Annotated in this window: 26 protein-coding genes and 1 tRNA gene; 14 read left to right on the top strand and 13 right to left on the bottom strand. The window is 43.4% G+C overall.

Annotation, left to right across the window (positions count from 1 at the left end; translation table 11 throughout):
- Nucleotides 1–11: 11 nt before the first annotated feature.
- The gene (locus FK220_RS00230) at nt 12–404 is read left to right on the top strand and encodes a group III truncated hemoglobin (RefSeq protein WP_152572280.1); all 393 of its coding nucleotides are present in this window, start codon (nt 12–14) and stop codon (nt 402–404) included.
- A gap of 40 nt (nt 405–444) precedes the next feature.
- Nucleotides 445–1,209: an exodeoxyribonuclease III gene (locus FK220_RS00225; RefSeq protein ID WP_152572279.1), complete on the top strand. Its 765-nt coding sequence runs from the start codon at nt 445–447 to the stop codon at nt 1,207–1,209.
- A 351-nt stretch (nt 1,210–1,560) separates the two neighbouring features.
- On the opposite strand, the gene FK220_RS00220 is transcribed toward FK220_RS00225, so the two are convergent.
- Nucleotides 1,561–2,382 carry a universal stress protein gene (locus FK220_RS00220; RefSeq protein ID WP_152572278.1) on the bottom strand — a complete coding sequence of 274 codons (822 nt, stop codon included), beginning with the start codon at nt 2,380–2,382 and terminating at the stop codon, nt 1,561–1,563.
- A 174-nt stretch (nt 2,383–2,556) separates the two neighbouring features.
- Nucleotides 2,557–3,918 carry an oxygen-independent coproporphyrinogen III oxidase gene (gene hemN, locus FK220_RS00215; RefSeq protein ID WP_152572277.1) on the bottom strand — a complete coding sequence of 454 codons (1,362 nt, stop codon included), beginning with the start codon at nt 3,916–3,918 and terminating at the stop codon, nt 2,557–2,559.
- A gap of 447 nt (nt 3,919–4,365) precedes the next feature.
- Between hemN and FK220_RS00210 the strand changes: the two genes are divergently transcribed.
- Genes FK220_RS00210 through FK220_RS00200 form a run of 3 tightly spaced genes read left to right on the top strand, consistent with a single transcriptional unit; the run spans nt 4,366 to nt 7,851 of the window.
- The gene (locus FK220_RS00210; protein ID WP_152572276.1) at nt 4,366–4,761 is read left to right on the top strand and encodes a DUF302 domain-containing protein; all 396 of its coding nucleotides are present in this window, start codon (nt 4,366–4,368) and stop codon (nt 4,759–4,761) included.
- 20 nt (nt 4,762–4,781) lie between these two features.
- Nucleotides 4,782–6,677: a CBS domain-containing protein gene (locus tag FK220_RS00205; RefSeq protein WP_152572275.1), complete on the top strand. Its 1,896-nt coding sequence runs from the start codon at nt 4,782–4,784 to the stop codon at nt 6,675–6,677.
- A complete protein-coding gene (locus FK220_RS00200) occupies nt 6,637–7,851 on the top strand; it encodes a succinylglutamate desuccinylase/aspartoacylase family protein (protein ID WP_152572274.1) in 1,215 nt (404 codons plus the stop codon). Before FK220_RS00205 ends, FK220_RS00200 begins: the two co-directional genes overlap by 41 nt.
- A 105-nt stretch (nt 7,852–7,956) precedes the next feature.
- On the opposite strand, the gene FK220_RS00195 is transcribed toward FK220_RS00200, so the two are convergent.
- From FK220_RS00195 to FK220_RS00185, 3 genes are all read right to left on the bottom strand, one after another.
- A complete protein-coding gene (locus tag FK220_RS00195) occupies nt 7,957–8,325 on the bottom strand; it encodes a GerW family sporulation protein (RefSeq protein ID WP_152572273.1) in 369 nt (122 codons plus the stop codon).
- A 10-nt stretch (nt 8,326–8,335) separates the two neighbouring features.
- Nucleotides 8,336–8,869 (bottom strand): hypothetical protein, encoded by a 534-nt coding sequence (locus FK220_RS00190; protein ID WP_152572272.1) that lies wholly within the window; start codon nt 8,867–8,869, stop codon nt 8,336–8,338.
- Nucleotides 8,870–9,138: 269 nt separating this feature from the next.
- Nucleotides 9,139–9,408, bottom strand: coding sequence for a hypothetical protein (locus FK220_RS00185; protein WP_152572271.1), 270 nt, complete (start codon nt 9,406–9,408; stop codon nt 9,139–9,141).
- A gap of 125 nt (nt 9,409–9,533) precedes the next feature.
- On the opposite strand from FK220_RS00185, the gene FK220_RS00180 reads away from it, so the two are divergent.
- Nucleotides 9,534–10,502, top strand: a complete 969-nt coding sequence (locus tag FK220_RS00180; protein WP_166204713.1) for an ROK family protein — start codon at nt 9,534–9,536, stop codon at nt 10,500–10,502.
- On the opposite strand, the gene FK220_RS00175 is transcribed toward FK220_RS00180, so the two are convergent.
- The 4 genes from FK220_RS00175 to FK220_RS00160 form a co-directional block, all read right to left on the bottom strand.
- A complete protein-coding gene (locus FK220_RS00175) occupies nt 10,489–11,172 on the bottom strand; it encodes an ABC transporter ATP-binding protein (RefSeq protein WP_152572269.1) in 684 nt (227 codons plus the stop codon). The two genes, FK220_RS00180 and FK220_RS00175, sit on opposite strands and share 14 nt — an antisense overlap.
- A gap of 2 nt (nt 11,173–11,174) precedes the next feature.
- Nucleotides 11,175–12,437 (bottom strand): ABC transporter permease, encoded by a 1,263-nt coding sequence (locus FK220_RS00170; RefSeq protein WP_152572268.1) that lies wholly within the window; start codon nt 12,435–12,437, stop codon nt 11,175–11,177.
- A complete protein-coding gene (locus tag FK220_RS00165) occupies nt 12,434–13,519 on the bottom strand; it encodes an efflux RND transporter periplasmic adaptor subunit (protein ID WP_152572267.1) in 1,086 nt (361 codons plus the stop codon). Before FK220_RS00165 ends, FK220_RS00170 begins: the two co-directional genes overlap by 4 nt.
- 126 nt (nt 13,520–13,645) lie before the next feature.
- A complete protein-coding gene (locus FK220_RS00160; RefSeq protein WP_152572266.1) occupies nt 13,646–14,074 on the bottom strand; it encodes a hypothetical protein in 429 nt (142 codons plus the stop codon).
- A 195-nt stretch (nt 14,075–14,269) separates the two neighbouring features.
- Between FK220_RS00160 and FK220_RS00155 the strand changes: the two genes are divergently transcribed.
- Nucleotides 14,270–15,109: a universal stress protein gene (locus tag FK220_RS00155; protein ID WP_152572265.1), complete on the top strand. Its 840-nt coding sequence runs from the start codon at nt 14,270–14,272 to the stop codon at nt 15,107–15,109.
- Between the two features lie 57 nt (nt 15,110–15,166).
- Here FK220_RS00155 and trxA read toward each other — a convergent pair whose 3' ends face one another.
- A complete protein-coding gene (gene trxA / locus FK220_RS00150; RefSeq protein WP_152572264.1) occupies nt 15,167–15,466 on the bottom strand; it encodes a thioredoxin in 300 nt (99 codons plus the stop codon).
- Between the two features lie 114 nt (nt 15,467–15,580).
- Here trxA and FK220_RS00145 point away from each other — a divergent pair, with 114 nt between their 5' ends.
- The 7 genes from FK220_RS00145 (at nt 15,581) to FK220_RS00115 (ending at nt 21,038) form a co-directional block, all read left to right on the top strand.
- Nucleotides 15,581–16,414, top strand: coding sequence for a universal stress protein (locus tag FK220_RS00145; protein WP_152572263.1), 834 nt, complete (start codon nt 15,581–15,583; stop codon nt 16,412–16,414).
- A 114-nt stretch (nt 16,415–16,528) separates the two neighbouring features.
- Nucleotides 16,529–17,377 (top strand): universal stress protein, encoded by an 849-nt coding sequence (locus FK220_RS00140; protein WP_152572262.1) that lies wholly within the window; start codon nt 16,529–16,531, stop codon nt 17,375–17,377.
- Between the two features lie 66 nt (nt 17,378–17,443).
- Nucleotides 17,444–18,292, top strand: coding sequence for a universal stress protein (locus tag FK220_RS00135; protein ID WP_152572261.1), 849 nt, complete (start codon nt 17,444–17,446; stop codon nt 18,290–18,292).
- Nucleotides 18,293–18,302: 10 nt separating this feature from the next.
- Entirely contained in the window at nt 18,303–18,707 is a 405-nt protein-coding gene (locus FK220_RS00130) for a hypothetical protein (RefSeq protein WP_152572260.1), read from the top strand.
- A gap of 106 nt (nt 18,708–18,813) precedes the next feature.
- Nucleotides 18,814–19,248 (top strand): hypothetical protein, encoded by a 435-nt coding sequence (locus FK220_RS00125; RefSeq protein ID WP_152572259.1) that lies wholly within the window; start codon nt 18,814–18,816, stop codon nt 19,246–19,248.
- 142 nt (nt 19,249–19,390) lie between these two features.
- Nucleotides 19,391–20,047, top strand: coding sequence for a hypothetical protein (locus tag FK220_RS00120; protein ID WP_152572258.1), 657 nt, complete (start codon nt 19,391–19,393; stop codon nt 20,045–20,047).
- Nucleotides 20,028–21,038: a 2-hydroxyacid dehydrogenase gene (locus tag FK220_RS00115; RefSeq protein ID WP_152572257.1), complete on the top strand. Its 1,011-nt coding sequence runs from the start codon at nt 20,028–20,030 to the stop codon at nt 21,036–21,038. The genes FK220_RS00120 and FK220_RS00115 overlap by 20 nt, the downstream gene beginning before the upstream one ends.
- 41 nt (nt 21,039–21,079) lie before the next feature.
- Here FK220_RS00115 and cls read toward each other — a convergent pair whose 3' ends face one another.
- From cls to FK220_RS00100, 3 genes are all read right to left on the bottom strand, one after another.
- Complete coding sequence (gene cls, locus FK220_RS00110; protein ID WP_152572256.1) at nt 21,080–22,480, bottom strand: cardiolipin synthase; 1,401 nt, start codon at nt 22,478–22,480, stop codon at nt 21,080–21,082.
- 148 nt (nt 22,481–22,628) lie between these two features.
- Nucleotides 22,629–23,246, bottom strand: coding sequence for a DNA-3-methyladenine glycosylase family protein (locus tag FK220_RS00105; RefSeq protein WP_238718852.1), 618 nt, complete (start codon nt 23,244–23,246; stop codon nt 22,629–22,631).
- A gap of 172 nt (nt 23,247–23,418) precedes the next feature.
- Nucleotides 23,419–23,491: transfer RNA gene (locus FK220_RS00100), tRNA-Lys, on the bottom strand.
- Between the last annotated feature and the right edge of the window lie 133 nt (nt 23,492–23,624).

Genomic DNA, 23,624 nt, shown 5'->3' with positions numbered 1-23,624 from the left:
ATCTTGACCTTGTGGATAAAGCCGAAATCAAGAAAAGAGCAGATGTAAAACTATTAGTAGAAACATTCTATGCCAAAGTAAGAAGCGACCCAAAGCTGGGTCCAATTTTCAACGGCATTATTACCGACTGGGATGGTCATTTGAAATTGCTGACCGATTTCTGGGATACACAACTCTTTTTAAAACGGAAATACAATGGCAATCCTGTGGCCGTGCACCAAGAAGTCGATGATAAAATGAATCATACCGTTACTCCCGAGCATTTCGGGATATGGCTCAACCTATGGTTTGCGACGATCGATGAACTTTTTGAAGGCGAAACCGCTTGGATCGCCAAAAATCGGGCCCAGAAGATGTCTACCATGTTATACATGAAGATTTATGAACATAGGAACAAACATTGAACACGATAGATTCTATATCTTTATACTTAAATAGTAAGGTATGCACATTGTTTCGTGGAACGTCAACGGTATTAGGGCCGTAGTTAAAAAAGACTTTTTTGAATCGATTGCAGCGTTGGAACCCGATATTCTTTGTTTGCAGGAAACGAAAGCACAGGACGATGAAGTCGGTAACGCATTGACTCCCATGGATTCGTTTAAAGGTTATTACAATTCAGCAGAGAAGAAAGGTTATTCGGGAACCGCTTTGTTGACCAAAATAGCCCCCCTTGGGGTAAAGTCCGATATGGGAATCGCAGCGCATGATACCGAGGGAAGGGTTCAATGTGCCGAATACCCCGATTTTTATTTGGTCAACGTTTATGTTCCTAACTCGGGTCAAAAGCTCGATCGACTCGATTATCGAAAAAAATGGGATGCCGATTTCCTGCAGTACCTCCAAAATCTGGAAAAATCAAAACCGGTGATTGTCTGTGGTGATATGAACGTAGCCCACAGGCCCATCGATTTAAAAAATGATAAGGCCAACTACAATAAAACGGCAGGCTATACCCAGATAGAGATAGACGGGATGGACAATTTCGTCAATTCGGGCTTGGTAGATTCCTTTCGACTTTTACATCCCGATGAGGTCGCCTACACCTATTGGAGTTATCGCTTTAAGGCACGGGAACGCAATACAGGATGGCGAATCGACTATTTTTTGGTGAGCCAGGCACTTATCGATAAGGTTAGAGCCGTAGATATCTATTCCGAAGTACTTGGTTCCGATCATTGTCCTATTGGTCTTACTATCGATATTTAAGTATTTTTCTATTGAAAAAATAGGAAAGTAACTCTTACCGGGATGACAGACCTTAGACGAGTTCAATATCTATAATAATTAGTTCCTCTACCTACGTGCTTAGCCCCTAAAAAGAGGAACGGGAGTAATCCTTGTCCGCTCCATGACTTGGTAGGGGATACCAAGACCCGTTTCGTTAAAAAAAGGGAGGAGACTACAATCAACGATTTGATTGCCGATATTGAAGCAGGAAAGAGTTTTTTACCTATATAAAAGTTGAAGACGAGAAATGAACCGTGGCATCGTCATAAAAAAGGGCCTTCCGAATAGAAGGCCCTTTTTGTCCGCTAAAGAACACTAAATAATAAAATATTATATTTTAAATGTCACTACAGGAATTTTGGAGTGGTTCGCAATATCTTCCCCGATACTTCCCATAAAGAAATGGGAAAGTCCCCTGCGACCATGGGTCGGAATCCCAATGATATCCGCACTGATACTTTCGCTGTAGTTCAAAATACCTTTTTCAACGCTATAATCATTGTAAATTTCCACCTGTTTACCGATATTTCCCTGACTAAGGAATTGATTGATGCGTTTGTACGCATCTTTATTGCTCAGGAAATCGTCGCCCGGAACATTAATGTATACCAATTCCATTTCCGCGGACAGCATCTCGGCGAAATCCTTGGCCCTATGAAACGCTTTCAAGCTTTCTTCCTTGAAATCGCTGGCAAAAACGAAGCGGTCGATTTTGAAATCTTCCAATTCCTCCTTGATGACCAATACTGGAATATTGGCATTTCGAACTACTTTTTCAGCATTGGAGCCAACAAATATTTCCTTAAGTCCGTCACTTCCATGTGAGCCCATGATAATCATATCCGCCCCATGTTTATCAGCTACCTCATTGACTTCGCTGAATACTTTGAAATGCTTGATAATAGGGGTTACCGCTACTCCTTTTAGGTAAGGTTTGGCCAAAAATTCATTGAATCTTTTTTCGGCCAGTTTGAGCAAAAAAACCGTCTGTTCGGGGTGGAAGCCTTCCGAGGAAGAGATGATTGCTTGGTTCAACTCCAACATATGAAGCGCGAGGATTTCAGATCCGTGTTTTTTAGCAAGCGAAGCTGCTACTTTTAAGGCATATTCGGATTGTTCCGAGAAATCGATAGGTACTATTATTTTTTTCATAACTAGTTGTTTAAGGCCAGAGTGAATAGAACGCTGAAATTAGCCAAGTTATTTTGATCTTCTATCCGTTATCATCAAATTATGTTCTTTACCCAATATCATCTTTTTTGGCATCAATCGCAAAACTTTCATTTAAAAGTATCCTTCGGAAACCTGACCATCCAGCTCCCTAATTCATATAGTCATCGAGAATAACTTAGTTTCCGGTGCCCTTCGCTGGAGCCGTAAATCGAAGGCCATACAAATATTTCTGATAAAAGGTCGTCCTTTTTTGGTTACCCGTAACCGCGAATGGGTAATTTCTGCCAGACCATCCGATGCTATTTCCTGAAGCCGTTCCAACACTGCGGGTAACTCTGCAAAATAGCTACCTTCTTCGTTCCAGGACGTTTCGAAACGGCACATCAGATTTAATACGTGCTTTCTAATAATTCGATCTTCTTCGGAAAGGAGATGGCCCCGGTAAATGGGAAGCACCCCATTTTCAACCAAATGCCGGTACTCTTCTAGATTTTTTACGTTCTGGGCAAAACCGTACCAGCTGTCACCGATGCTCGATGCTCCCAAACCGACCATCAACTGGGTTTTTGAGGCGGTATACCCCATAAAGTTCCGGTGCAAACTTCCCGATTGCATCGATTTGTACAACGTATCGGTCGGCAGGGCGAAATGATCCATTCCAATTTCCTGGTAACCCACTTTTGCCAAAAGCTTCTTGCCTTTCTCGTACTGTAACCTTTTTTCTTCCGGCGAGGGCAAGTCGGTATCCTTATACCCTCTTTGACCATTGCCCCGCATCCATGGCACGTGGGCATAGCTATAGAAGGCTAACCGGTCTGGCATCAGTTCCTTAGTCTTTAAAATAGTCTGTTCTACATGCTGCAGGGTCTGAAAGGGCAGCCCGAAAATGATATCGTGTCCGATTGATAGGTAACCTATTTCCCGGGCTTCGTTGGTAACGCGTTTGACGTTTTCAAAAGACTGTATGCGGTTAATCGCTTTTTGTACAGTTTCGTTATAATCCTGTACTCCAAAACTGACCCTTCTAAATCCTACTTCGTATAAGGCTTTCAGGTGTGCTTTGGTGGTATTGTTCGGATGACCCTCAAAACTGAATTCGTACCTTTCGGCGTAATCGGCCGATTTGAAAATTCCATTGATCAGCCACTTTAAGTTTTGCGGAGTGAAAAAGGTTGGGGTACCTCCGCCCAAATGCAATTCCTTGATAATAGGTCGTGCTGAAAAAAGATCACAATATAGTTTCCATTCCCTTAATAGGGTTTGTATGTAGGGAACCTCGACATCGTGTCGTTTGGTAATCCGTTTATGACAGCCGCAAAAAGTGCACATGCTTTCACAAAATGGTAAATGAATATAAAGGCTGATGCCTTTGGACGCATTGCTCTCGTCAAAACTATGTTGCAGGGTGTTTTCCCATTTTTTCCCTGAAAAGGTCTTCATATCCCAATAGGGAACGGTGGGGTAACTAGTATAACGGGGTCCGGGAATGTTATACTTCTGAACTAGCGTACACATAGATTTGCTTCGGTTTTGATGCAAACATAGTCCCGTATTCAGAGACAAAACATGATAAATGTCATACCGCAGCTTTGAGGACCGAGATGTTAACCCGGGTTCTGGAGGTTATTTTTGATACCTTGCAGCAAGGTGCCGGAACGATTCGGTTTCAAGCAAACCACGGAGCGAATAAACTGACCAATGTCATGTAATGTTGCCCCCAGGTATGCTATTTTAGCGCTATCATTTGGTTCTTTGAAAATTATAACGACAGAATTTTTGGTGTTCGGGGGAACCGCCAAACAATCTTGTGGCTAGATGCTGATAGTACTTCTTACTTTTCATAACGGTGTCCGATCTAAAGGCACGTATCAATTAAAATAGAGAATGTATCCGATACTGCCTGCGGCCTATGAAACGGGGATGGCTACCTTCCTATTACTGTTATAACAATTAATTTTAAGAATGACATACTACCATAAAACAACACTAAAAGGGTTTACTTTTGACGAGGTAATCCAAAAAACTACCGAGGCCCTTAAATCAGCAGGCTTTGGTATACTGACCGAAATTGATTTAAAAGCCACCTTTAAGAAGAAGTTGGATGCAGATTTCTATAACTACGTAATTTTAGGCGCCTGTAATCCATCTTTCGCCTATCGCGCGTTACAGTCAGAGGACAAAATCGGGACCATGCTACCCTGCAATGTCATTGTGCAGGAAAAAGAGGCGGGTGCCATCGAGGTGGCTGCGGTCAACCCTATGGCCTCTATGCAAGCGGTTCAAAATGAGGAACTGGGTCAATTGGCCGAAGAGGTAAACAGTATCTTGGAAGGAGTGGTAACTAACATAGGATCTTGAAAATTTGATACAACCAATCTATGGGAGAGCATAAAGTAAAACGTATCGGCAAGCAAGAGGAGCGTATGGCCTTTATACAACATTTATTGAATGATGTACAGGCCCTTGAGCAACTTGTGAAAAAAGGCTTGATCGAGGACGATGTTGTACGTATAGGCGCGGAACAGGAATTTTGTTTGGTTACCAAGGATTGGCGTCCGTCCAAAAAAGCAATGGAGATCCTTAAAGATATTGATGAGCCTCATTTTACGACCGAACTGGCCCGGTACAATCTGGAAATCAACCTAGATCCGCTCGTGTTGGAAAAGGACTGCTTTCGAAAAATGATGTCACAGCTAAAATCGTTGTTGACCCTAGCCTCTGAAATTGCGGACCGGCATGATACCAGGGTCGTATTGACAGGAATACTACCGACTATCAGCAAGAAAGAACTGCATAAAGACTTTATGACCCCAAGCCCAAGGTATGACGCACTCAATGAAGTGATGCGACAATTTCGGGGGTCGGACTTCTCGTTGCATCTAAAAGGTGTTGATGAGCTTTCGGTTACCCACGATTCGGTGTTATTTGAAGCGTGTAATACTAGTTTTCAGATGCACTTGCAGATTCCTTCCCACGATTTTATCAAAAGTTACAATTGGGCACAGGCAATTGCCGGTCCTGTCATGGGAATCTGTTGTAACTCACCCCTTTTAATGGGGCGGGAGCTGTGGTACGAAACCCGTATCGCCCTGTTTCAGCAAAGTTTGGATACCCGAAGTTCTTCCTATGCCATAAAGGATCAGCAACCAAGGGTAGCATTTGGAACTAGATGGGCAACCGGTTCGGCTACAGCGGTTTTTAAGGAGGATATCGCTTTACATGAGGTGGCCCTTTCCAAGCCCATTCAGGCAAATGCACTCGATGAAATAAAAAAAGGAAAGATTCCGAAGTTGGATGCCCTAAAACTTCATAATGGTACCGTGTACCGTTGGAACCGTCCCTGTTACGGGATAGGAGGAGGGAAGCCCCATTTGCGCATTGAAAATCGATATATTCCTTCCGGACCCTCGGTTGTCGATGAGATAGCCAATTTTGTTTTTTGGGTCGGATTAATGGTAGGAAGACCATCGGAGTTCGACGATATGCCCGGTTGTATGGATTTTCGGGATGCAAAGTCTAATTTTATAAAAGCTGCACGGACTGGAAAGGAATCCGTCTTGATATGGAAAAATAAATGCTACTCCGTGAGAAAGTTGGTCATCGAAGAGCTGTTGCCCATTGCCCGGGAGGGATTGCGAAAAAAAGAGGTCGAGGAGGAGGATATAGACTTTTTCCTAAAAGTGATTGAGGACCGTGCGAACGGAACCACCGGTGCCCGATGGCAAATAGACAATTATCGAAAACTCACCACAGGCATGAAGCGTGATGACGCCCTGGTCATGCTTACCAAGAACATCAACGATAACCAGCAAAATGGGAAAGTCGTAAACGATTGGCCTGAGGTACCCATAATCAAGCCCGATACGGCAACCTTGGTAGGTCATATCATGTCTACTGCGCTATTTACCGTGCACGAAGAAGATCTCTCCGATTTGGCGACTAGCATTATGAATTGGAGAAACATTCATCACATGCCCGTGGTAGGGCGTTCGGGCGAACTTGTAGGCTTGCTTACATGGACCCATATGGAGAAATATAGGTCAAAGAAAAGTGATAAAGAGGTTAGTAGAGTGGCCGATATCATGGTAAAAAAGGTATATTATGTGGGTACGACAACCCCGATAAATGAGGCCGTTGAATTAATGAAGGAACATCAAATAGGATGTCTGCCCGTGGTTTCTGAAGGAATCCTGGTAGGTATAATCAGTAAGAACGACATAGTATCATCAAGTTATGGCCAAGGCATACAGCAAAGCACTGAAGAAATCCATTGAACTCAAACGGATTTTGGGAAAGGTGCGGGGCGATGAGGATGGCCCAACGATCATTTTCATTGCCGGAATGCACGGTAACGAACCTTCCGGGGTTTTCGCTTTGAAAGAGGTGTTCGATAGCATTGAAGAAAGGAAACTTCCTATAAGGGGAACATGCTATGCGATTGTCGGAAATATCAAGGCGCTCGATAAGGGAATCCGTTTTTTGGATGAAGATTTGAACCGGATATGGGATACTCGGCGTATGGAGGCGTTGCTGAGTGGAAAGTCTGGGAAAATTACCAAGGAAACACCCGAACAACTTGAAATTTATGAGCTACTGCGCACCATTCTTGATACCGAGAACGGTCCTTTTTATTTTATCGACCTCCATACGACCTCGAGCAAGACCATTCCTTTTACGCTGGTCAATGACACCTTGTTGAATCGAAGGTTTGTGTCGCAATATCCGGTACCGATGATTTTGGGCATCGAAGAATATCTCGAGGGTCCCCTATTGAGCTACATAAACGAACTGGGGTATGTTGCCTTTGGTTATGAAAGTGGGGAACACGATGAATTGAGGTCGATAGAATATCACGTAGCCTTCATTTATTTGACCCTTGCATTTACCGGTTGTATCGATAAAAGTACAATCGACTTTGATAGGTATTACCAACTTTTGGCCAATACATCTAACCATACCAAGGATACCTATGAGATTTTTGCAACCCATAAGATTTTGGGGAATGAGGATTTTAAAATGAACCCTGGTTTCGATAATTTTCAGCACGTACGGAAAAACCAGGCTTTGGCTACTAGCAACCAAAAGACAATTGTCGCAATTGATACAGGTCGTATTTTTATGCCCTTGTACCAATGCCATGGGGATGATGGCTTTTTTATCATCCGAAGAATTCCCAAGTTCTTTTTGAACCTATCGGCAGTTTTGAGGAAAGTCAAGTTCGACAGGTTATTGCCCCTGCTTCCCGGGATATCGGTACACCCTGATCGGCGGGAGACCTTGTTGGTAAATCGCAAGGTAGCTCGCTTTTTTGCCAAGCAGTTCTTTCATTTGTTGGGCTATCGTAGCAGACAGCTTGATCCGACCCACTTAATTATCAAAAATAGGGAAACGCATTCTAGAAGAAAGGAGTATATAGGCGCCGGTGCCTGGGTCGACAGGAACAATTGATTTTGATATAAGCCGCTCGTTCATTCTAGGCACCAAAAGACCGGACAAGTATCGATGAACCGAAAATGATACTTATCCGGCCTAACAAGTCGGCCTAAATCGGCACTATGCCATCTCGGCTTCTTTGTCCCTGCTTTTGGCAAGCTTTTCAATCAGGTCGGGTACTTTCTCGAATGCAGCTGCTAGACCATGGGTCTTTCCGGCTTCAAGAAAGGATATTTCTTCCCCCTTAGTTACTAAAAAACCAATGGGTTCGATACCCACTCCGGCAGCTGCGCCGCCTCCTTGGCCTTTTCCTTTTTTAGGCTCGGCACCTTCACCGCCGCCTGAACCAAAGCCCATACCGACCTTAATGACCGGTACACACTTGAATTCACCTAACTCAAATTGTTCTCCTACGACAGTGTCTGTCTTTGCTTCGGACTTTATGAAGTCGGTCACCTTTCCCAATAATTCCTCAAAATGTAGTTCCATAGTGTTTTATTTAGAGATTAATAAATGATTGAATCATACGTATCGGCCTGTTCTGCAATTGAAGCATCAGTCTGTTGCGCCCCTCAAAATTAACATGGCATCCACTGCCATAATAGTTAAGGAAAGTGGCAACCGGGTATATTTTGGCATTCAATAAACAATCTCCGGTATCAAAATCAATAAGAAATTTTTGAACCCGGAACGACTTGACAAAACGTATTCCTTGTCGAAAGGAAATGGTTTTCCATCTCTTCCTTGTCCTTTTGATACGCGTGTCCTTCCCGATGGCCTTCTTCCCTTTGGACCTGCTTTTGTATTGAAGCGGATAAAAGTAGAAAGTAAAGAACAACATCCGCAGTTTTATCCGTAGTAGCTTTTCTTCATGTGTTTCTATACACGCCTTTGCCAATCCCCGTAATTGCAGCTCATAGCGGTTCGAGGCCGTATCGATTAAAATAATGATCGGTATCAGTAGTACGGAAATGACCAAGACTATCAATAGGGCAAAAAGCCAGGCAAAAATCATGTCATATACTTTCTGCAAAGGAAGTGCGATTGTCTTCGGAATGCAATGATCTAGGTCAGGCTAGGGTAACTTTTTGTCAGGTACCGGTATTTTTTTGATAGCTTGGACCGTAAGGAATGCAATGCCCAATTGAAATAAGAAACCCCGACAGGATTGGTCGGGGTCCAAGGTCTAAAAATACTGCTGAAAGTTCAGTCGTCTGTCAACTTTTTAACGAGCTCGTGTCCTAAATATATACGGTCATAGACTAAATAGTACCTTACTTTTTCTAAAGTCGACGGGTGCTTTTACAGGCTCAACAACTGCTCGTTATATTCAAAGGTCCTCTCCTTCCTATCCGGACCTTGGTACCGGCAATGTGAAATAGGATGACCGATACGCCAAAGTTCTTTTTTTGCCTTTTCGAATGCAGCGATACTATCGTACACAAAAGAAAGGGTCCTTTGCTCCAAGTCGATATCCAAAATCCGGATATCCATAATACGGCTGAGGTTTCGAACAATGGTGTTTTTGCACTCGGGTGTTTGTAAGTCTTCGATTTCTGCGATGGCTCTCATGATAGTAGGGTTTTTTGGGGTTTCGGCAAAATTATGGAAAGTGCCTTGGCCCTGAAATGATTTAAATCATGTGGATGGACATTTTTGTTTGGTTGATTTGTATCTTGGGTCAAGAATTGTCAAGGATGAAAGAGCAACTTGTTTTAGGAATCGATTTGGGCGGAACCTATACCAAAATAGGGGTAGTTACCAAAGACGGAAGCATTATAGCGACCCGCAAATTCAAAACCGGGGCCAAGGCTCCCTTTCCGGATTTCTTGAAAAACCTAGAACGAGAGCTGAGCGGTTTAAAGGATACACTGGATTCCTCCCATGAACTTATCGCCATTGGTATCGGAGCGCCGAATGCAAATGCCAACTCCGGCAATATGGAACAGGCCCCCAACTTTCGCTGGGGTGATGCCGTACCCATTGTATCCGAGGTGGAAAAAATACTGCGATTACCTGTGGCCATTGCCAACGATGCAAACGCCTCCGCTCTGGGGGAACAGCAATTCGGCATGGGCAAAGGCATGGATAATTTTGTGGTGATTACCCTGGGTACCGGTTTGGGAAGTGGTATTATTTCCCATGGGAAGCTGCTAACCGGGGCACACGGGATGGCCGGCGAGTTGGGGCATGTGAATGTAGACCCCAGTCCCAATGCAAGACAGTGCAACTGTGGCCTAAAAGGGTGTTTGGAAACCTATGTTTCGGTCACTGGCATGCGGCGTACCATTTTTGAACTGATTGCTGAAATGCGAGACGATTCGCCCCTTCGAAGCATCAGTTTCGAGGAGATGACCGGGGAGATCATTTCCGATTGCGCCCTAAATGGGGATCCCATTGCGCTCAAGGCTTTTGAAAAGACCGCGGAAACGCTTGGCGTACAGTTGGCGGATACCGCTGCCCACCTAGATCCGGAGGCCTTCATTCTTCTTGGTGGACTCAGTAAAGCGGGCGATATTTTGTTGAAACCGACCATTGCCAGTATGGAGCGAAATCTATTCAATGCCTATACGGGTAAGATTAGGGTACTTATCTCGGATACCCCGGGGGATAATGCAGTACTTGGTCCTGCAGCGTTAGGTTGGCAAAGGATTACTGATGGATAATACGCCCATCGCCCATTTCGATAATTCGATCGGTCTGGTCGGCAAAATCATGGTCATGGGTTACTACCAAAAGCGAAAGATTTTGCTCCCTAACCAAATCCTTGAAGATATTCAAGACATTTTCCGCGTTCATACTGTCCAAATTGCCGGTGGGTTCATCGCCCATGATGATAGCAGGGTCATTGATCAAGGCCCGGGCGATGGCCACTCGTTGTTTTTGTCCGCCAGAGATTCGGGAGGCCAGTTTGTGGGCCTGGTCATCAATGTGCAGTAGCTTCAATTTTTCCATAGCATCGTGTCGTATTTCCCCCAGTGATTTGATTCCCAGCTTTTTGGCAGGTAGCATTACATTTTCCAAGACCGTAAACTCAGACAGGAGATAGTGAAACTGGAACACAAAACCAATATGTTTGTTTCGGATGCGCGCCAGTTCTTCATGCGGTTTTCCGGTAATCTTTTCTCCCATGAACATCAAATCGCCTTCATAATCGGTATCCATAGTAGATAGAATATAAAGGAGCGTAGACTTACCACAGCCCGATTTCCCCATAATGGATACAAACTCCCCATTGTTGATTTTGAAATTGATATCCTTTAAAACATGAAACAATACAGGCTCCCTAAAGTATTTATTGATGTTACGGGCTTCTAAAATCGTATCGTTCCCCATGGCTATTGTCCTCTAATAATTTCGACCGGGTCGATTTTTTGAGCCTTTCTCGAGGGTAGATAACCAGCTAGGAAGGTAGAGACCATTGCGAAGGTAATACCGATGACATAATACCAAGGATTAAAATTGACAGGATAGGTTTTAATAGTGGGAAGAGCATCGGTCTCAAAGGGAAGATTGTCGATTACAACAGACATCCCAAAACCGATCATCAGTCCCAATATGCCTCCAATAAGCCCGATAAGTATGGCCTGACTGATAAAGACGTATTTCACATCCCTTCCTGAAAACCCCGTAGCCTTCAGAATGGCAATATCGTTCATTTTTTCGTAGATGAGCATGTTCAAAATATTATAGATGCCAAAACCTGCCACAATCAATAGGGTAATCGATACTGCGTAAGTAATCAGGTTTCGTATCGACGTACCCGTCTCGAACTGGGCGTTGGCGGTCTTAATGTCGATGGCGGTGAGTTTAAATTGTTTTTCGATAAATTGTGCCATGGGTACGGCTTGCTCGATATCAAAAAGTTTAACGTTGATATCGGTGATATAGTTCTGCGGCTCACCCAAAATACGTTGAACCGTCTTGAGGCTGGCAAAGCTTTGAATATTGTCGATATCGGCCAATCCACTTTGATAGATGCCCACTATTTTCAGGGGAAAAATGGCACCTCCGACAGTACTGACCTGTACAGTGTTGCCAACATCCAATGACATTTTATCCGCTACGCCAGATCCGATGAGGATACCATTTTCGATATTATTAAGGGCCTGCGGGGTGCCTTTTACTACGTACTGTCCGAAATTGAAAAGCCGTACTTCTTCCAGTACATCGATACCTACTAAATTTCCTCCAAGTTCGATGGAGCCCGATATATAAAAAATTTGTGCCCGTAATTGGGGAATGGCCCCCTTTACATCAGGATTGGCATTGAGTTGCGACATCAAGGGCAGGGCATTGTGAATTTTGGCCTGGGTGAATTTGGGTTTTACCGATTGAACTACCTTGAAACCATCTGTGATCTTCGTGTACAGGTCGATAGGCTGCGTTGCCGATGGTTTGATTTCATTATAAATGTGTACATGGGGCGTTCGGTTAAGGATGAGTCCGTCCAGAAGTCCGTTAAGTCCCGTCATAAAACTTACCAAGATGATGAAGGTCCCGATACCGAAGGTGACACCCAACGCCGCTATGGCTGTCTGTTTGATCCGGGATAGTAGATGCGTTTTGGAAATACTCAATATGACTTTGCAGTTGATCATTGCTTAGGTTTGTAGATTATGGTCGTCTCATCGATGCCAGATAAAATTTCGACCTCTCGAAGATTCCGGGTACCGGTCTTTACTTCTGTGGTGCCTTCATCGGTTAGTACCGTACTATCGTCTAACAGATATTCCAATGGAATGGTAAGCACGTTTTCTTTTTGATCTATGATTATGTTGGCTTCGCCGGCGAGTCCGGGATACAGTACCTCCGGAGCTTCGTTAAAGACAGCCTCCACCTTGAAGGTCTGATTGCGTTCGTCTTTTTTAGGATAGATTTTTGCGACTTTGCCCTCGAAAACTTGATTGGCATACGCATCCAGGGTAATCAATACTTTTTGACCGGTGTTAAGTTGTACGATATCTACTTCGTCTACCAACAGTTCGACCACAAAAACGCTAGCGCTTCCCAGACTGGCCAACGGTTGCTGGGCCGTAATGATTTCCCCGACATTTTTATAAATGGCATATGCCCTTCCATTGATTTTGCTCAGGATGGTAAAATCTTTTGTGCTTACAAGCGCCGACCGATAACTATTCGTTGCCTGTTGCAAACGGTTTAGCAAATCGTTTTTGGTACGGTCATAATTATTTTTGAGTACTTGTAGATTGTTGGCGGAAGCTTTATAATTCAGTTGAATATTATCGAACTCCGCCTGAGATCCTATTTTCTGTTCCCAAAGACGCTTCTGACGCATATAGTTGACCGAATCGTTCATGAACTTTAAACGCGCGGTTTGAATTTCTTTTTCCAAACCGCCGAGGACCGCCGCATTACCATTATAGTCGTCCCTTGCCTTTTGAAGGTTCAGTTTGGCATTCTCTTTATTTAGGTCAGGGGTCTTGTTGAAGATTTGGAACAGGGGCTGCCCTTTTGAAACGGTATCCCCTTCCTGAACAAATTGGATATCCAAAATACCGGCTACCGATGAATAGACCTCATATAGGCTATCGGGTTGCACGATGGCCGATGCGTACACCGATTCCGTCAATGTCTTCTTTTCGGGAGTTATCCCTTCGTTTTTTGAACCACAGGAAAGTAATAGCAGCGATATTGATGAGAGTACGATTTTTTGGATCATAGCGCTAGCAGCTGTATTAAAGAGGTTCAAAACCAAAGCATTTCGGTAAGTTACAATTTTTCATGATTCCCATATGCTCCAAAATGCTACTTCAAACCCGGTTATAAAGTGGACCAACAGGAAAACCTATGCAGATCTTAAACTGTTCCGCAGCACTTTTTGGTGTTCCAATACGGTACCGATCATACCAAAAATATCGCTTTTTACAGCTTTGAATTCCCCCATAAAACGGTTGAATTTTTCCTTCAAAATTTCCTGCGTCTTCATTAGTTCAGAACTGGCTCCTAGGTTTGGAATATCCGGGGTCGAGTCGAAGTGTTGCAGATGGGTTCTGGTACGGTCCAATAATTTTCCACAAGAATATCTGAGGTCTTCAAAACGTTGGATTTCTTCCCTGATCTCATCAAGATTTTCGTAACGGATCAATTCCTCGTAAAAATGGTCCAGTAGATGTTTTGTAAAAGAAAGATCTTGTGCAAAAAACAAGATATCCGAAATCCATTCCTCTATCTGTAGCTGTAGTTCTTGCCGATTGGCCTCCTGTTGTGTTTCCATCAATGCGTTGTATTTTTTGTTTGTTTCAAAAGTAAACGGGTGACCATTGATATGAAATGACATTTATCATCCGAAATAGCCTCTTCATTTGTTTTTTGAAAAACACAGGATTATTTTCAAATGATATGATTATCGTCATTTCTTGATGGTTCGAGAGGGTATACCTTTATGTCCTTAACCATATTCCTCATCTATATGTTACAGATTCTAATACCAACCGATTTTTCCGAGAATTCATGGAATGCCATCAAGTATGGTATGGCTTTGTACCAAAACTCAAAATGTACCTTTCATTTAGTCCATATTCATCCGATACCGCCTTATTCGGGTGCAGGTTCCTCGGTACGGGCAAAGGCCCAGATTTATGAGGAGCATGTCTTAAAGGATAGTAAAGAGCAACTTCAGCAGCTCTTACAACGCATTAAGGAACTGCCATTCAATACCGATCATATTTTCATTACTTCCGCAAAACATGATTTTTTTGTGGAGTCCATCAAGCGGGAATCCGAAGAACGGAAAATCGATATGATCATCATGGGAACAAAAGGCGCGTCGGGACTCAAAAAAGTAGCAATGGGCAGCAACACGGGGGATGTGATTACCAAAGTAAAATGCCCCTTATTGGCGGTTCCCGAGGAGGCTAAATTTACCGAACCCAAGGAAATCGTATTTCCTACCGATTATCATATCTCCTACGACGTGAAAGTTTTGGATACCCTTATGGCAATGGCCAAGATGAACAAATCGGCCATTCGGGTGTTGCATATATCCAGGAAAGGAGAGGAATTGAGCCCCGAGCAAATAAAAAACAAGGATTTCTTGGACGACTACCTAGTAGATTTCGAACACAGCTTTCATTCCTTGACCGGTACCAAACTGGAAGCGGCAGTTCAGTGTTTTACCGAGAGTAGGGAGGTAGACATGATCGCGATGGTCGCCAAGAGCCTTAACTTTTTCCAACGAATCCTTTTTCGCCCCACCGTAGAGGAAATAAGCTATCACACCAAAATTCCGTTTTTAGTACTACATGAATAAGAGGTTCATCGTTTCAGGTGCCAGGGTTTCGGTTGCGTTTGCAAGTCTCATCTTTCGTCAAGTGAAAGACCTTACCACATTGATGATATCATTTTTTTGAAGCACGCCGGACTGCCGCCAAACCTGTTTTCCGTTTTTGAACAGCAGCATTGTAGGAACACCCCTCACATGATATCTTTGGGCCACTGACTGGTTTTTGTCCACATCGATCTTCACGATCTTTACCGCTTCCCCCAATTCATCCTTCACCTGTTTTAGGATAGGGGCAAGCATTTTGCAAGGTCCGCACCATTCTGCAAAAAAATCTACCAGTACGGGTGTTCTCGAATCGACTATTTTATCAAAACTACTTTTCATTCGTGGCTTAATTTGGGAAGCAAGTTATAAAAAACTGGAAAAGTGGAACTGATCAATATCATGGTTTTAGAGAGGGGTGACCGTTAACTTTAGCAGACAAAAAAAGCGAAGAGTATGAGAAAGGTAATCATTCCGACCGACTTTTCAGATAATGCGTACAACGCCGTTCGCTACGCGGTTTCCTTATTCAAGGAGGTTGACTGCACCTTTTATCTGGTACATACCTACACCCCCGCTATTTATCAGTCGGATTATATGTTGGATAGTCCCGGGCAATTTGGATTGGCGACCCTATTACAGGAGCAGGCCTTAGAGCGCTTAAAAGAATTACGGACCAAACTGGAAAATGAGTTCAAAAACCCTCGACACCAATTCGTACCGCATGCTGCATTTAACCTATTGGTCGACGAACTGCGTGATATGGTCGAAAAGGAAAATGCCGATTTGATTATTATGGGAACGAAAGGTGCTACCGGCGCCAAGGAGATATTACTGGGCACCCATGCCGTTCATGTGATCAAAAAAACCAACTGTCCGATTATCGTGGTTCCACCACAGTTCGAGTACGAAAATCCAAAGGAAATTTTATTTCCTACCGACTATGAAATCGATTACGGGGAGGAACGGTTCGCACAGCTTTTGGCAATAGCCGATGACCATATCTCGCGATTTGAAGTGATACATGTATCTTCGGGCTATGATCTTACCGATAAGCAGTTGAGGAATAAAGCAAAATTAGATGAATTATTAGGTCGTCGCGCGCATTTGTTTCATGAGATGCCCAGTCAAAATGTGGTTGCTGCCATCAACAATTTTCAATTAAAGAATCGTATCAATCTATTGGCGATGGTACGTAACAAGCATACTTTTTTCGAACGATTATTTCTAGAGCCGATCATCAAAAAAGTAGGATTTCATGTAACGGTACCTTTTATGGTAATCCCGTAAGTAAGCGAGGTTCCGAGAAACAAGGTATCGGCAGGTAAGTTGGCAAACACAGGATTTTAAATTAAATTAACGTGCCCACTGGTTGCCTACTTTTAGCTGATTTAAATAAAGATTATGAAAAACATCCTCATCCCAACCGATTTCTCGAACAACGCCTATAATGCCTTGTTCTACGCTACGGCACTGTTTCATCACCACGAATGCACTTTTTTTATTCTGAATTCCTTTACTGAGGTAACACCATTGAAAAGCGTAAGCCTTTCAAACGGAAAGCATAAAAGCCTCATCGAACAGCTTGGTGATGAATCGGTCGAAGGATTGCAACATAGCATGCACCGCATCAATTTGGATGATGATAACCCCAAGCACCGATTTGAATTGCTTTCCAGAAAAGGTAGTTTTATCAATACGCTGCAACATGCAGTTGCTGAAAACGACATTGACCTGGTGGTGATGGGAACAACCGGGGCAACAGGCAACACCTCCGTTTTTTTGGGAAGTAACACGACAAAAGCCATGGCCGCGCTCAAAGCTTGCCCTGTATTGGCGATTCCATTGGAAAAGGAGTTTTCGATGCCCTACGAAATTGCTTTTGCCAGCGACTATAGAAGAAATTTCGATGCAAAAATCCTAGAACCGTTACGGTTTATGTCAAAGCTATGTAGCGCGGCCGTACGTATCGTACATATCAACGAGCAAGAACGTCTTGACAAACAACAAGAGGGAAACCTGAATACCCTGTTGGCATATATGAAACCGTTACCGCACTCAATACATTGGATGCCCCATTTTGCAAGTAAGACGAAGACCCTTCAAACGTTTTTGGATGAATTGGGAATTGGTATGCTGGCAATGATACGGTACGAACACGGCTTTGTCAAAAAGCTTTTACGCGAGCCGGTAATCGAAAAAATGGCTTTTCACTTATCCATTCCTTTTTTAGTGATTCCGGCCGAGGACTGATCTTGGTCATAGCATAGCTGCTAAACAGATTCTATTTTTATTGAAGAATTTTATAAGCAGATAGTTATGGACAAGAGAATTTTATTACCTACCGATTTTTCTCGGAATGCCTTAAATGCTATTCGATATGCCCTAGATCTCTATGCAAACCAGACATGCGATTTTTATTTCTTGAATGCGTACCAGGTTAGTGGCTATTCAATTGATAGTATGATGGTACCCGAACCGGGGGAAAGGGCCTATGAGATGGCCAAGAAGGAATCGGAAGCGGGTTTTGTCAAATTGATGGATATCCTTGAATTACATAACGACGATCCCAAACATACGTATCATACAATTTCTACTTTCAACTCTTTGTTATATGCCATAAAAACGACCATTGCCAAGAAAGACATCGACATAGTGGTAATGGGTACCAAGGGCGCGACAGGCGCAGAGGATGTTATTTTCGGTACCAATACCGTGGATGCGATGGAAAAAGTAACCGAATGTCCTGTTTTGGCAATTCCCGACAATGTGCGATTTGCCGCTCCCAAGGAAATCGTTTTTCCAACCGATTTTAAAACCAGCTTCAAGCGCAGGGAACTTAATTACCTGTTAGAGATAGCCAAGCACCACCACGCAGCGATCCGGGTACTTCATATTGCCGAAAAATCGGAGCTGAATCGGGAACAACTAAGCAACAGGGAACTGCTTCAATCTATTTTGGAAGATGTGGATTACAGCTTCCACACCTTGACCGATCTCGGCGTACAAACGGGTATCAGTGCCTTTATCGACAGTAGGGGTAGCGATATGATCGCTTTTGTAAATCGAAAACATAGCTTTCTGGGCAGTCTGTTTTCAAGGCCCCTGGTGAAGGAAATGGGGTACTATTCAAAAATCCCCGTATTAACCTTACACGATGTCTCCTAAAACAACTCGCATGAAGAACATCGGAATATGGATGGATCAAGAAAAGGCCCATATCGTTGAGTTAATGGAAGAAAGGGAAAAAATGCAGACCCTTTTTTCCGAAATGGAATTTTTTAATCCCAAAGGAGGTTCAGGGACCCGATTTAAAGGAGGTCCTCAAGATGTAGTCCAAGATAGTAGGTATCTGGAACGTGAGAAACATCAATTGGCGGCCTATTTTGAAAAAATCGTAAATGAAATCAAAGATGCCGAAAACATAGCACTTTTCGGTCCGGCGGAAACAGCGGAGAAATTTCGAAAGGAATTGAACGATAAATATCAATCGTTGGGGGCAAAAGTAAGAACCGTTACCAAGGCGGACAGCATGACCGATAACCAAATAAAAGCCTTGGTACGTGATTTTTTTGGTCGATAGACCACCACCTCGGCGCAAGTGGTCGGAATCCGTTGTAACACGGCAGCTGACCAATATCATTTCAAAACCAACAGGAGAACGCTAGTTTTAGTCTAAACAGTTTTCAATGGCCCAAACGCAGAATCATACCAAAGCATCAAAAGCCAAAAAGATAGACGAGCTCAGCTTGGAACTACGGCAATGGAAATCTAGTTTTAGGTTCATGAGAGACGAGATTACCTTCATTGAACATTTGTTGAACTCCTATGCTTTTCAACCCAATACCCCGAATCTCTTTGAACGCTTGAGTGATTATCTGGACCGAATAAAGAAGGTTACTATCAAGGCTATTGATGTAAAGGCAGCCATTCTACAGTACGAAAAGGAATTGGGGGGTATGATGGAGTGTATGACCGATGACTGTTACGAAGACTATTGTACCAAACATAACAGGATAAAAGCCGAAACAGCAGATTGTCTAGAAGATTTCCATAATCTGAAATCAGAAATATTCAACTATGCGGGAGGAATTTTAAAACGGAGAAAACCCGATCATACATAGGTTACAAGTATATTTTACGGACCAACTTATTACATCCTTCCAAAGCTAGGAAACTGTTTCGCTGATGTTATCAAAAGTAAATGGAAAAGAGGCTTTATTCATCTGGCCCGGATGTGGTTCCGAGCTTATAAAAAAGTACACCATGAAAAAACGATTGCTCGTATTACTATTGGTTCTATTGGGATGTTCCTCGGTCTCCTTAGTCGAAAACTGGAAAAATCCAGATATAGCGGAGTTCGATGCCAACAAAGTTCTTGTAATAGGGATGACCCAGAGCGCATCGGCACGCCTCGATTTTGAGAACAAGTTGAAAAAAGAGTTCCTAAAGAGAGGTGTCAAGGCAGAACGAAGCATCGATTTATTCGAAGATGAGTTCACGAATACATGGAGATCCGAAGAAGAATTAAGGACTTTTGAAACATGGTTGCTAGACCAGAATTTTGATGCTATTCTCTTGACCAAGGTGGTGGGATCTGAAACCAAGCAGGCTTTTAGAAAAAGCATTCTTGATTTAGACGAATATTATGGAAGATTTCGGGACGACTATATTCGACACCAGGAGATTTATTACGATGAAAATTATTATGAGGAGTTCCAAGTATACCACGCCGAAACTTCCCTATACTGTATATGTGAGGGAGAAGAGCGCTCTTTGATATGGCGTGGCGCCATAGATATAACCGATCCAAAAGATGTCGAAAAAACAGTAAATGATTATGTGAAACTGGTAGTGTTGGCATTAAAGGAACAGAACCTAATCCTTAAAAGCGAGGACAACAATGAAATTACTGGTCTATAGCGCAAAAGATTATGAGATTCCCTTTTTGGGCAGGGCGAACAAAAACCTTCACAAAGTTTCGTATACCAAGGACGCCCTTGATTCCCATACAGCCATTCAGGCGATGGGGTATAAGGCGATATCTATTTTCTCCGGGGACGATGCATCGCTCGTAGTATTGGAGAAACTATGGGATTTGGGAGTACGGTACATCACCCTACGTTCAGCAGGATATAACAACATACACATCAAGGCGGCCAAACGATTCGGATTCAAAGTGGCGAATGCCCCCGAATATTCCCCCCATGCAATCGCGGAACATGCTGTGGCACTTTTATTGGCGTTGAATAGGAAACTGGTTTTGGCAGCTACCCGTGTGCGAAACTATAATTTTCTACAGGAGGGGCTCATGGGGGTCAATCTCTACGATAAGACTGTAGGGGTGATAGGAACCGGTCGTATCGGTAGTGTGATGGTTAAGATCTTATACGGCTTTGGATGTAAGATTCTTGCTTGCGACCTTGTTCCGAATACCGACCTTGTAAAGCGGTATGATGTCACCTATACCGATTTGGAAGTTCTTTGCAAAAAATCGGATGTCATTAGTTTACATATACCCCTTACCTATGAGAACTACTATCTGATTAATAAAAGAATATTGGCGCTCATGAAACAAGATGCGATATTGGTAAATACCGCCAGAGGGGCGATCGTCGAAACCAAAGCGCTGATACACGCACTGGAAAATGGCAAAATTGGCGGGTACTGCACCGATGTCTATGAAAGGGAAAAAGGTACTTTCTATAGAGATCACTCCAAAAGGGGTTTGGAAGACGAGCAACTGAAGAAGCTGTTGTCATTCCCAAATATATTACTCACCCCGCATCACGCCTACATGACCAAGGAAGCATTGACCAATATCGCCGAAATCACTTTTTACAACATCGATTGCTGGGAGGAGGGTAAAAAAAGCAAGAACGAATTGGGATATGAAACAATTGTTTCTTCCTGATCCAACCCAGTTGTTTTATGGGCGATGGAACATCTCTTTATTCATAGTAGCGGACTGAAGATTTTGGCGATCCCTTCCTTCAATCGTTCAAGCCATGGTCGTTGTCGATGGGTGTCATAGGTTAAATGAATACTTTTCGAGCAGTCCAAAAGATAATCGTCCCGTAACGCCTTGGCGAAATTACTATCATAGACGATGGCGTTGACCTCGTAGTTCTGCTCAAAACTTCTGACATCCATGTTGGCGGTGCCTACAGACGCTACAAAATCGTCACAGACCATTAGCTTGCTATGCAAGAATCCGTGGGGAAAAAGATAAATTTTGACACTAGCCCTCAACAATTCCTCGAAATAGGAACGTACGCTCCAGTTCACTAATGAACTATCGTTTTTTTCGGAGATTAGCAACCGCACGTCGACCCCGCTTAGTGCGGCCGTTTCCAGGCCAGTAAGTATGGCTTGGCCAGGGATGATATATGGGTTGGTGATGTAAAGGTACTTTCTTGCATTGTTGATGATGGAAAAATAAACCTCTTCGATGGTTGGAAAATCGTCATCGGGACCGCTGGAAACGATTTGTACGTCAGTGGCGCCCATACCGGTAGTTTGAAAAACGGAGTCAATGGCAACAGGCCTACGACCATCTACCAACTGCCAATCTTCCAAAAAAACACGGTTGAGGTCTGCCGCGGCCGGACCTTCGATCCGTAAATGCATATCGTGCCAATGGCCCAATGTGGGGTCTCCCTTTAGGTATTTATCCGAGATATTGATGCCGCCCGTAAAGGCCACTTTGCCATCGACCACTATTATTTTTCGGTGGTTCCGATAATTGACCGATCGAAGGAATCGACCGAATCTAAAGGGGAGGAACGGAACGACCTCTACCCCGATTTCCTGTAATTTTGTAAGATATGGTCTACTTAGCGAAAAACTACCCACCCCATCGTAGATCAACCGAATCTGTACTCCGGCCGCCTCTTTTCTGCGAAAGACCTCCAACAGGGAATCGGCCAAGCTGCCCTCTTCGAAAATATAATACTGCAAATGAATAAAATGTTGGGCTTTCTCCAAGGCCTCAAAAATGCTTTCAAAAGTAGTCTTCCCGTCCTTAAGATATACAAGGGAATTGCCCGTAGTAGGGGAAAAGCCACAATTCTTTTCTATAAGCCGTACTATTTTTTGGTAGTGGGAGTATTCATTCGGAAGGGTGAAGTCAACAGGGTTTGCAACCCCAACACCGGGCTTTTTAAGCCGAAACAATTTGTTCTTTCGGCGATTTCTTCCGATCATCAGATACAACAAAATACCCCCTACGGGAATGGTGAAGATGGCCAACAACCAGGCCAAGGTCTTTGCTGGTCGTACCCCGTTAACCAACAGGCTGATTACAATAATCAGTGCGGTGATGATATATAATATGACGAGTATGGTATAGAGCATATACAACGAACAATCCAGTTTTGTGACAGTGACCTTGATGCGAAATCACCCTGTGAACCTAACCCCTTGATAAGGCCTAACATACGGATTGTTACCGGGTTAAATTAAGGAAAAGTTATAAAAGCTTGTACATCGTCACCAAAGCGATTTACAAAAGTAGCGGACGATTTCGTTTACGTAAATAATAATGCCAAAGAAAAAAAGAAGCCAAGGAACGAAGCGGTCTCCAATGTTCGGACAAAGCACTGATTTCTTCCTTTGATTGGGCAGCGGTGAGTTCTTTTACCGTGTGGATGATGGCGATATCCCCGATGGGGAAGATGTCTTTGGATTGTAGGCAAAACATGAGATACACATCGGCTGTCCAATTACCGATACCCTTGATTTGGGTAAGTTGCCGTCTTATTTCAGGTTCGTCCAATTCCCATAACCCCTTTAGATCCAGTTCTCCGTTGATGATGGATGAGGAGAGAGACCTCAAGTAAGACGCTTTCTGTTTGCTGATATGACATTTTCGCATCTCCTGGTCGGTCAACTTCAAGAGATATGCTGGTTTGAATTCGGGAACATAGGCCTTCAATCTTTCGAAATGGGCACGGGCAGAGGCTAAACTCACCTGTTGTTCCAAAATGATTTTTGATAAGGATACAAATCCTGGGGGCCTCTTCATTTCAGGGGGTGGTCCGTAGGTGCTGTGGATAAAGCTGAACACTGTGTGTTCCCTGATTAGTTTTTGAATATCCTGCTTGTTTGCTATGGTGTCCAAAGGGATGAAAGCTGAAGGGTGAACGTGACGTCAATTTATGGTCGAAATGAAGTGCAAAGGTATTCCATCACCTAAGAGTAATTTGTTGGTATCAATGAGGAATAGGCTTTGCGGCCCGGTTACATATCATAAAAAAGCCCTTACCATTAGGTTGGGCTTTTGACTAAATCGGTGACCTGGCTGGGGCTCGAACCCAGGACCCTCTCCTTAAAAGGGAGATGCTCTACCAACTGAGCTACCAGGTCAATAAAACACTCGGAAAGTTTCTTCCTTAGCGGCTGCAAATATAAGATCAATAATTTATTTAGCAAGTCGATTTTACGAGAAATTTGCCTTTTCTTTGAAATTGAAAAGAAAACGTTCATTTTTACAAAAATC

Origin of the sequence: Pelagihabitans pacificus, assembly GCF_009371985.2 — a bacterium.
Taxonomy (GTDB): Bacteria; Bacteroidota; Bacteroidia; order Flavobacteriales; family Flavobacteriaceae; genus Pelagihabitans; species Pelagihabitans pacificus.
This window is presented reverse-complemented; position numbering and strand designations above follow the sequence as displayed.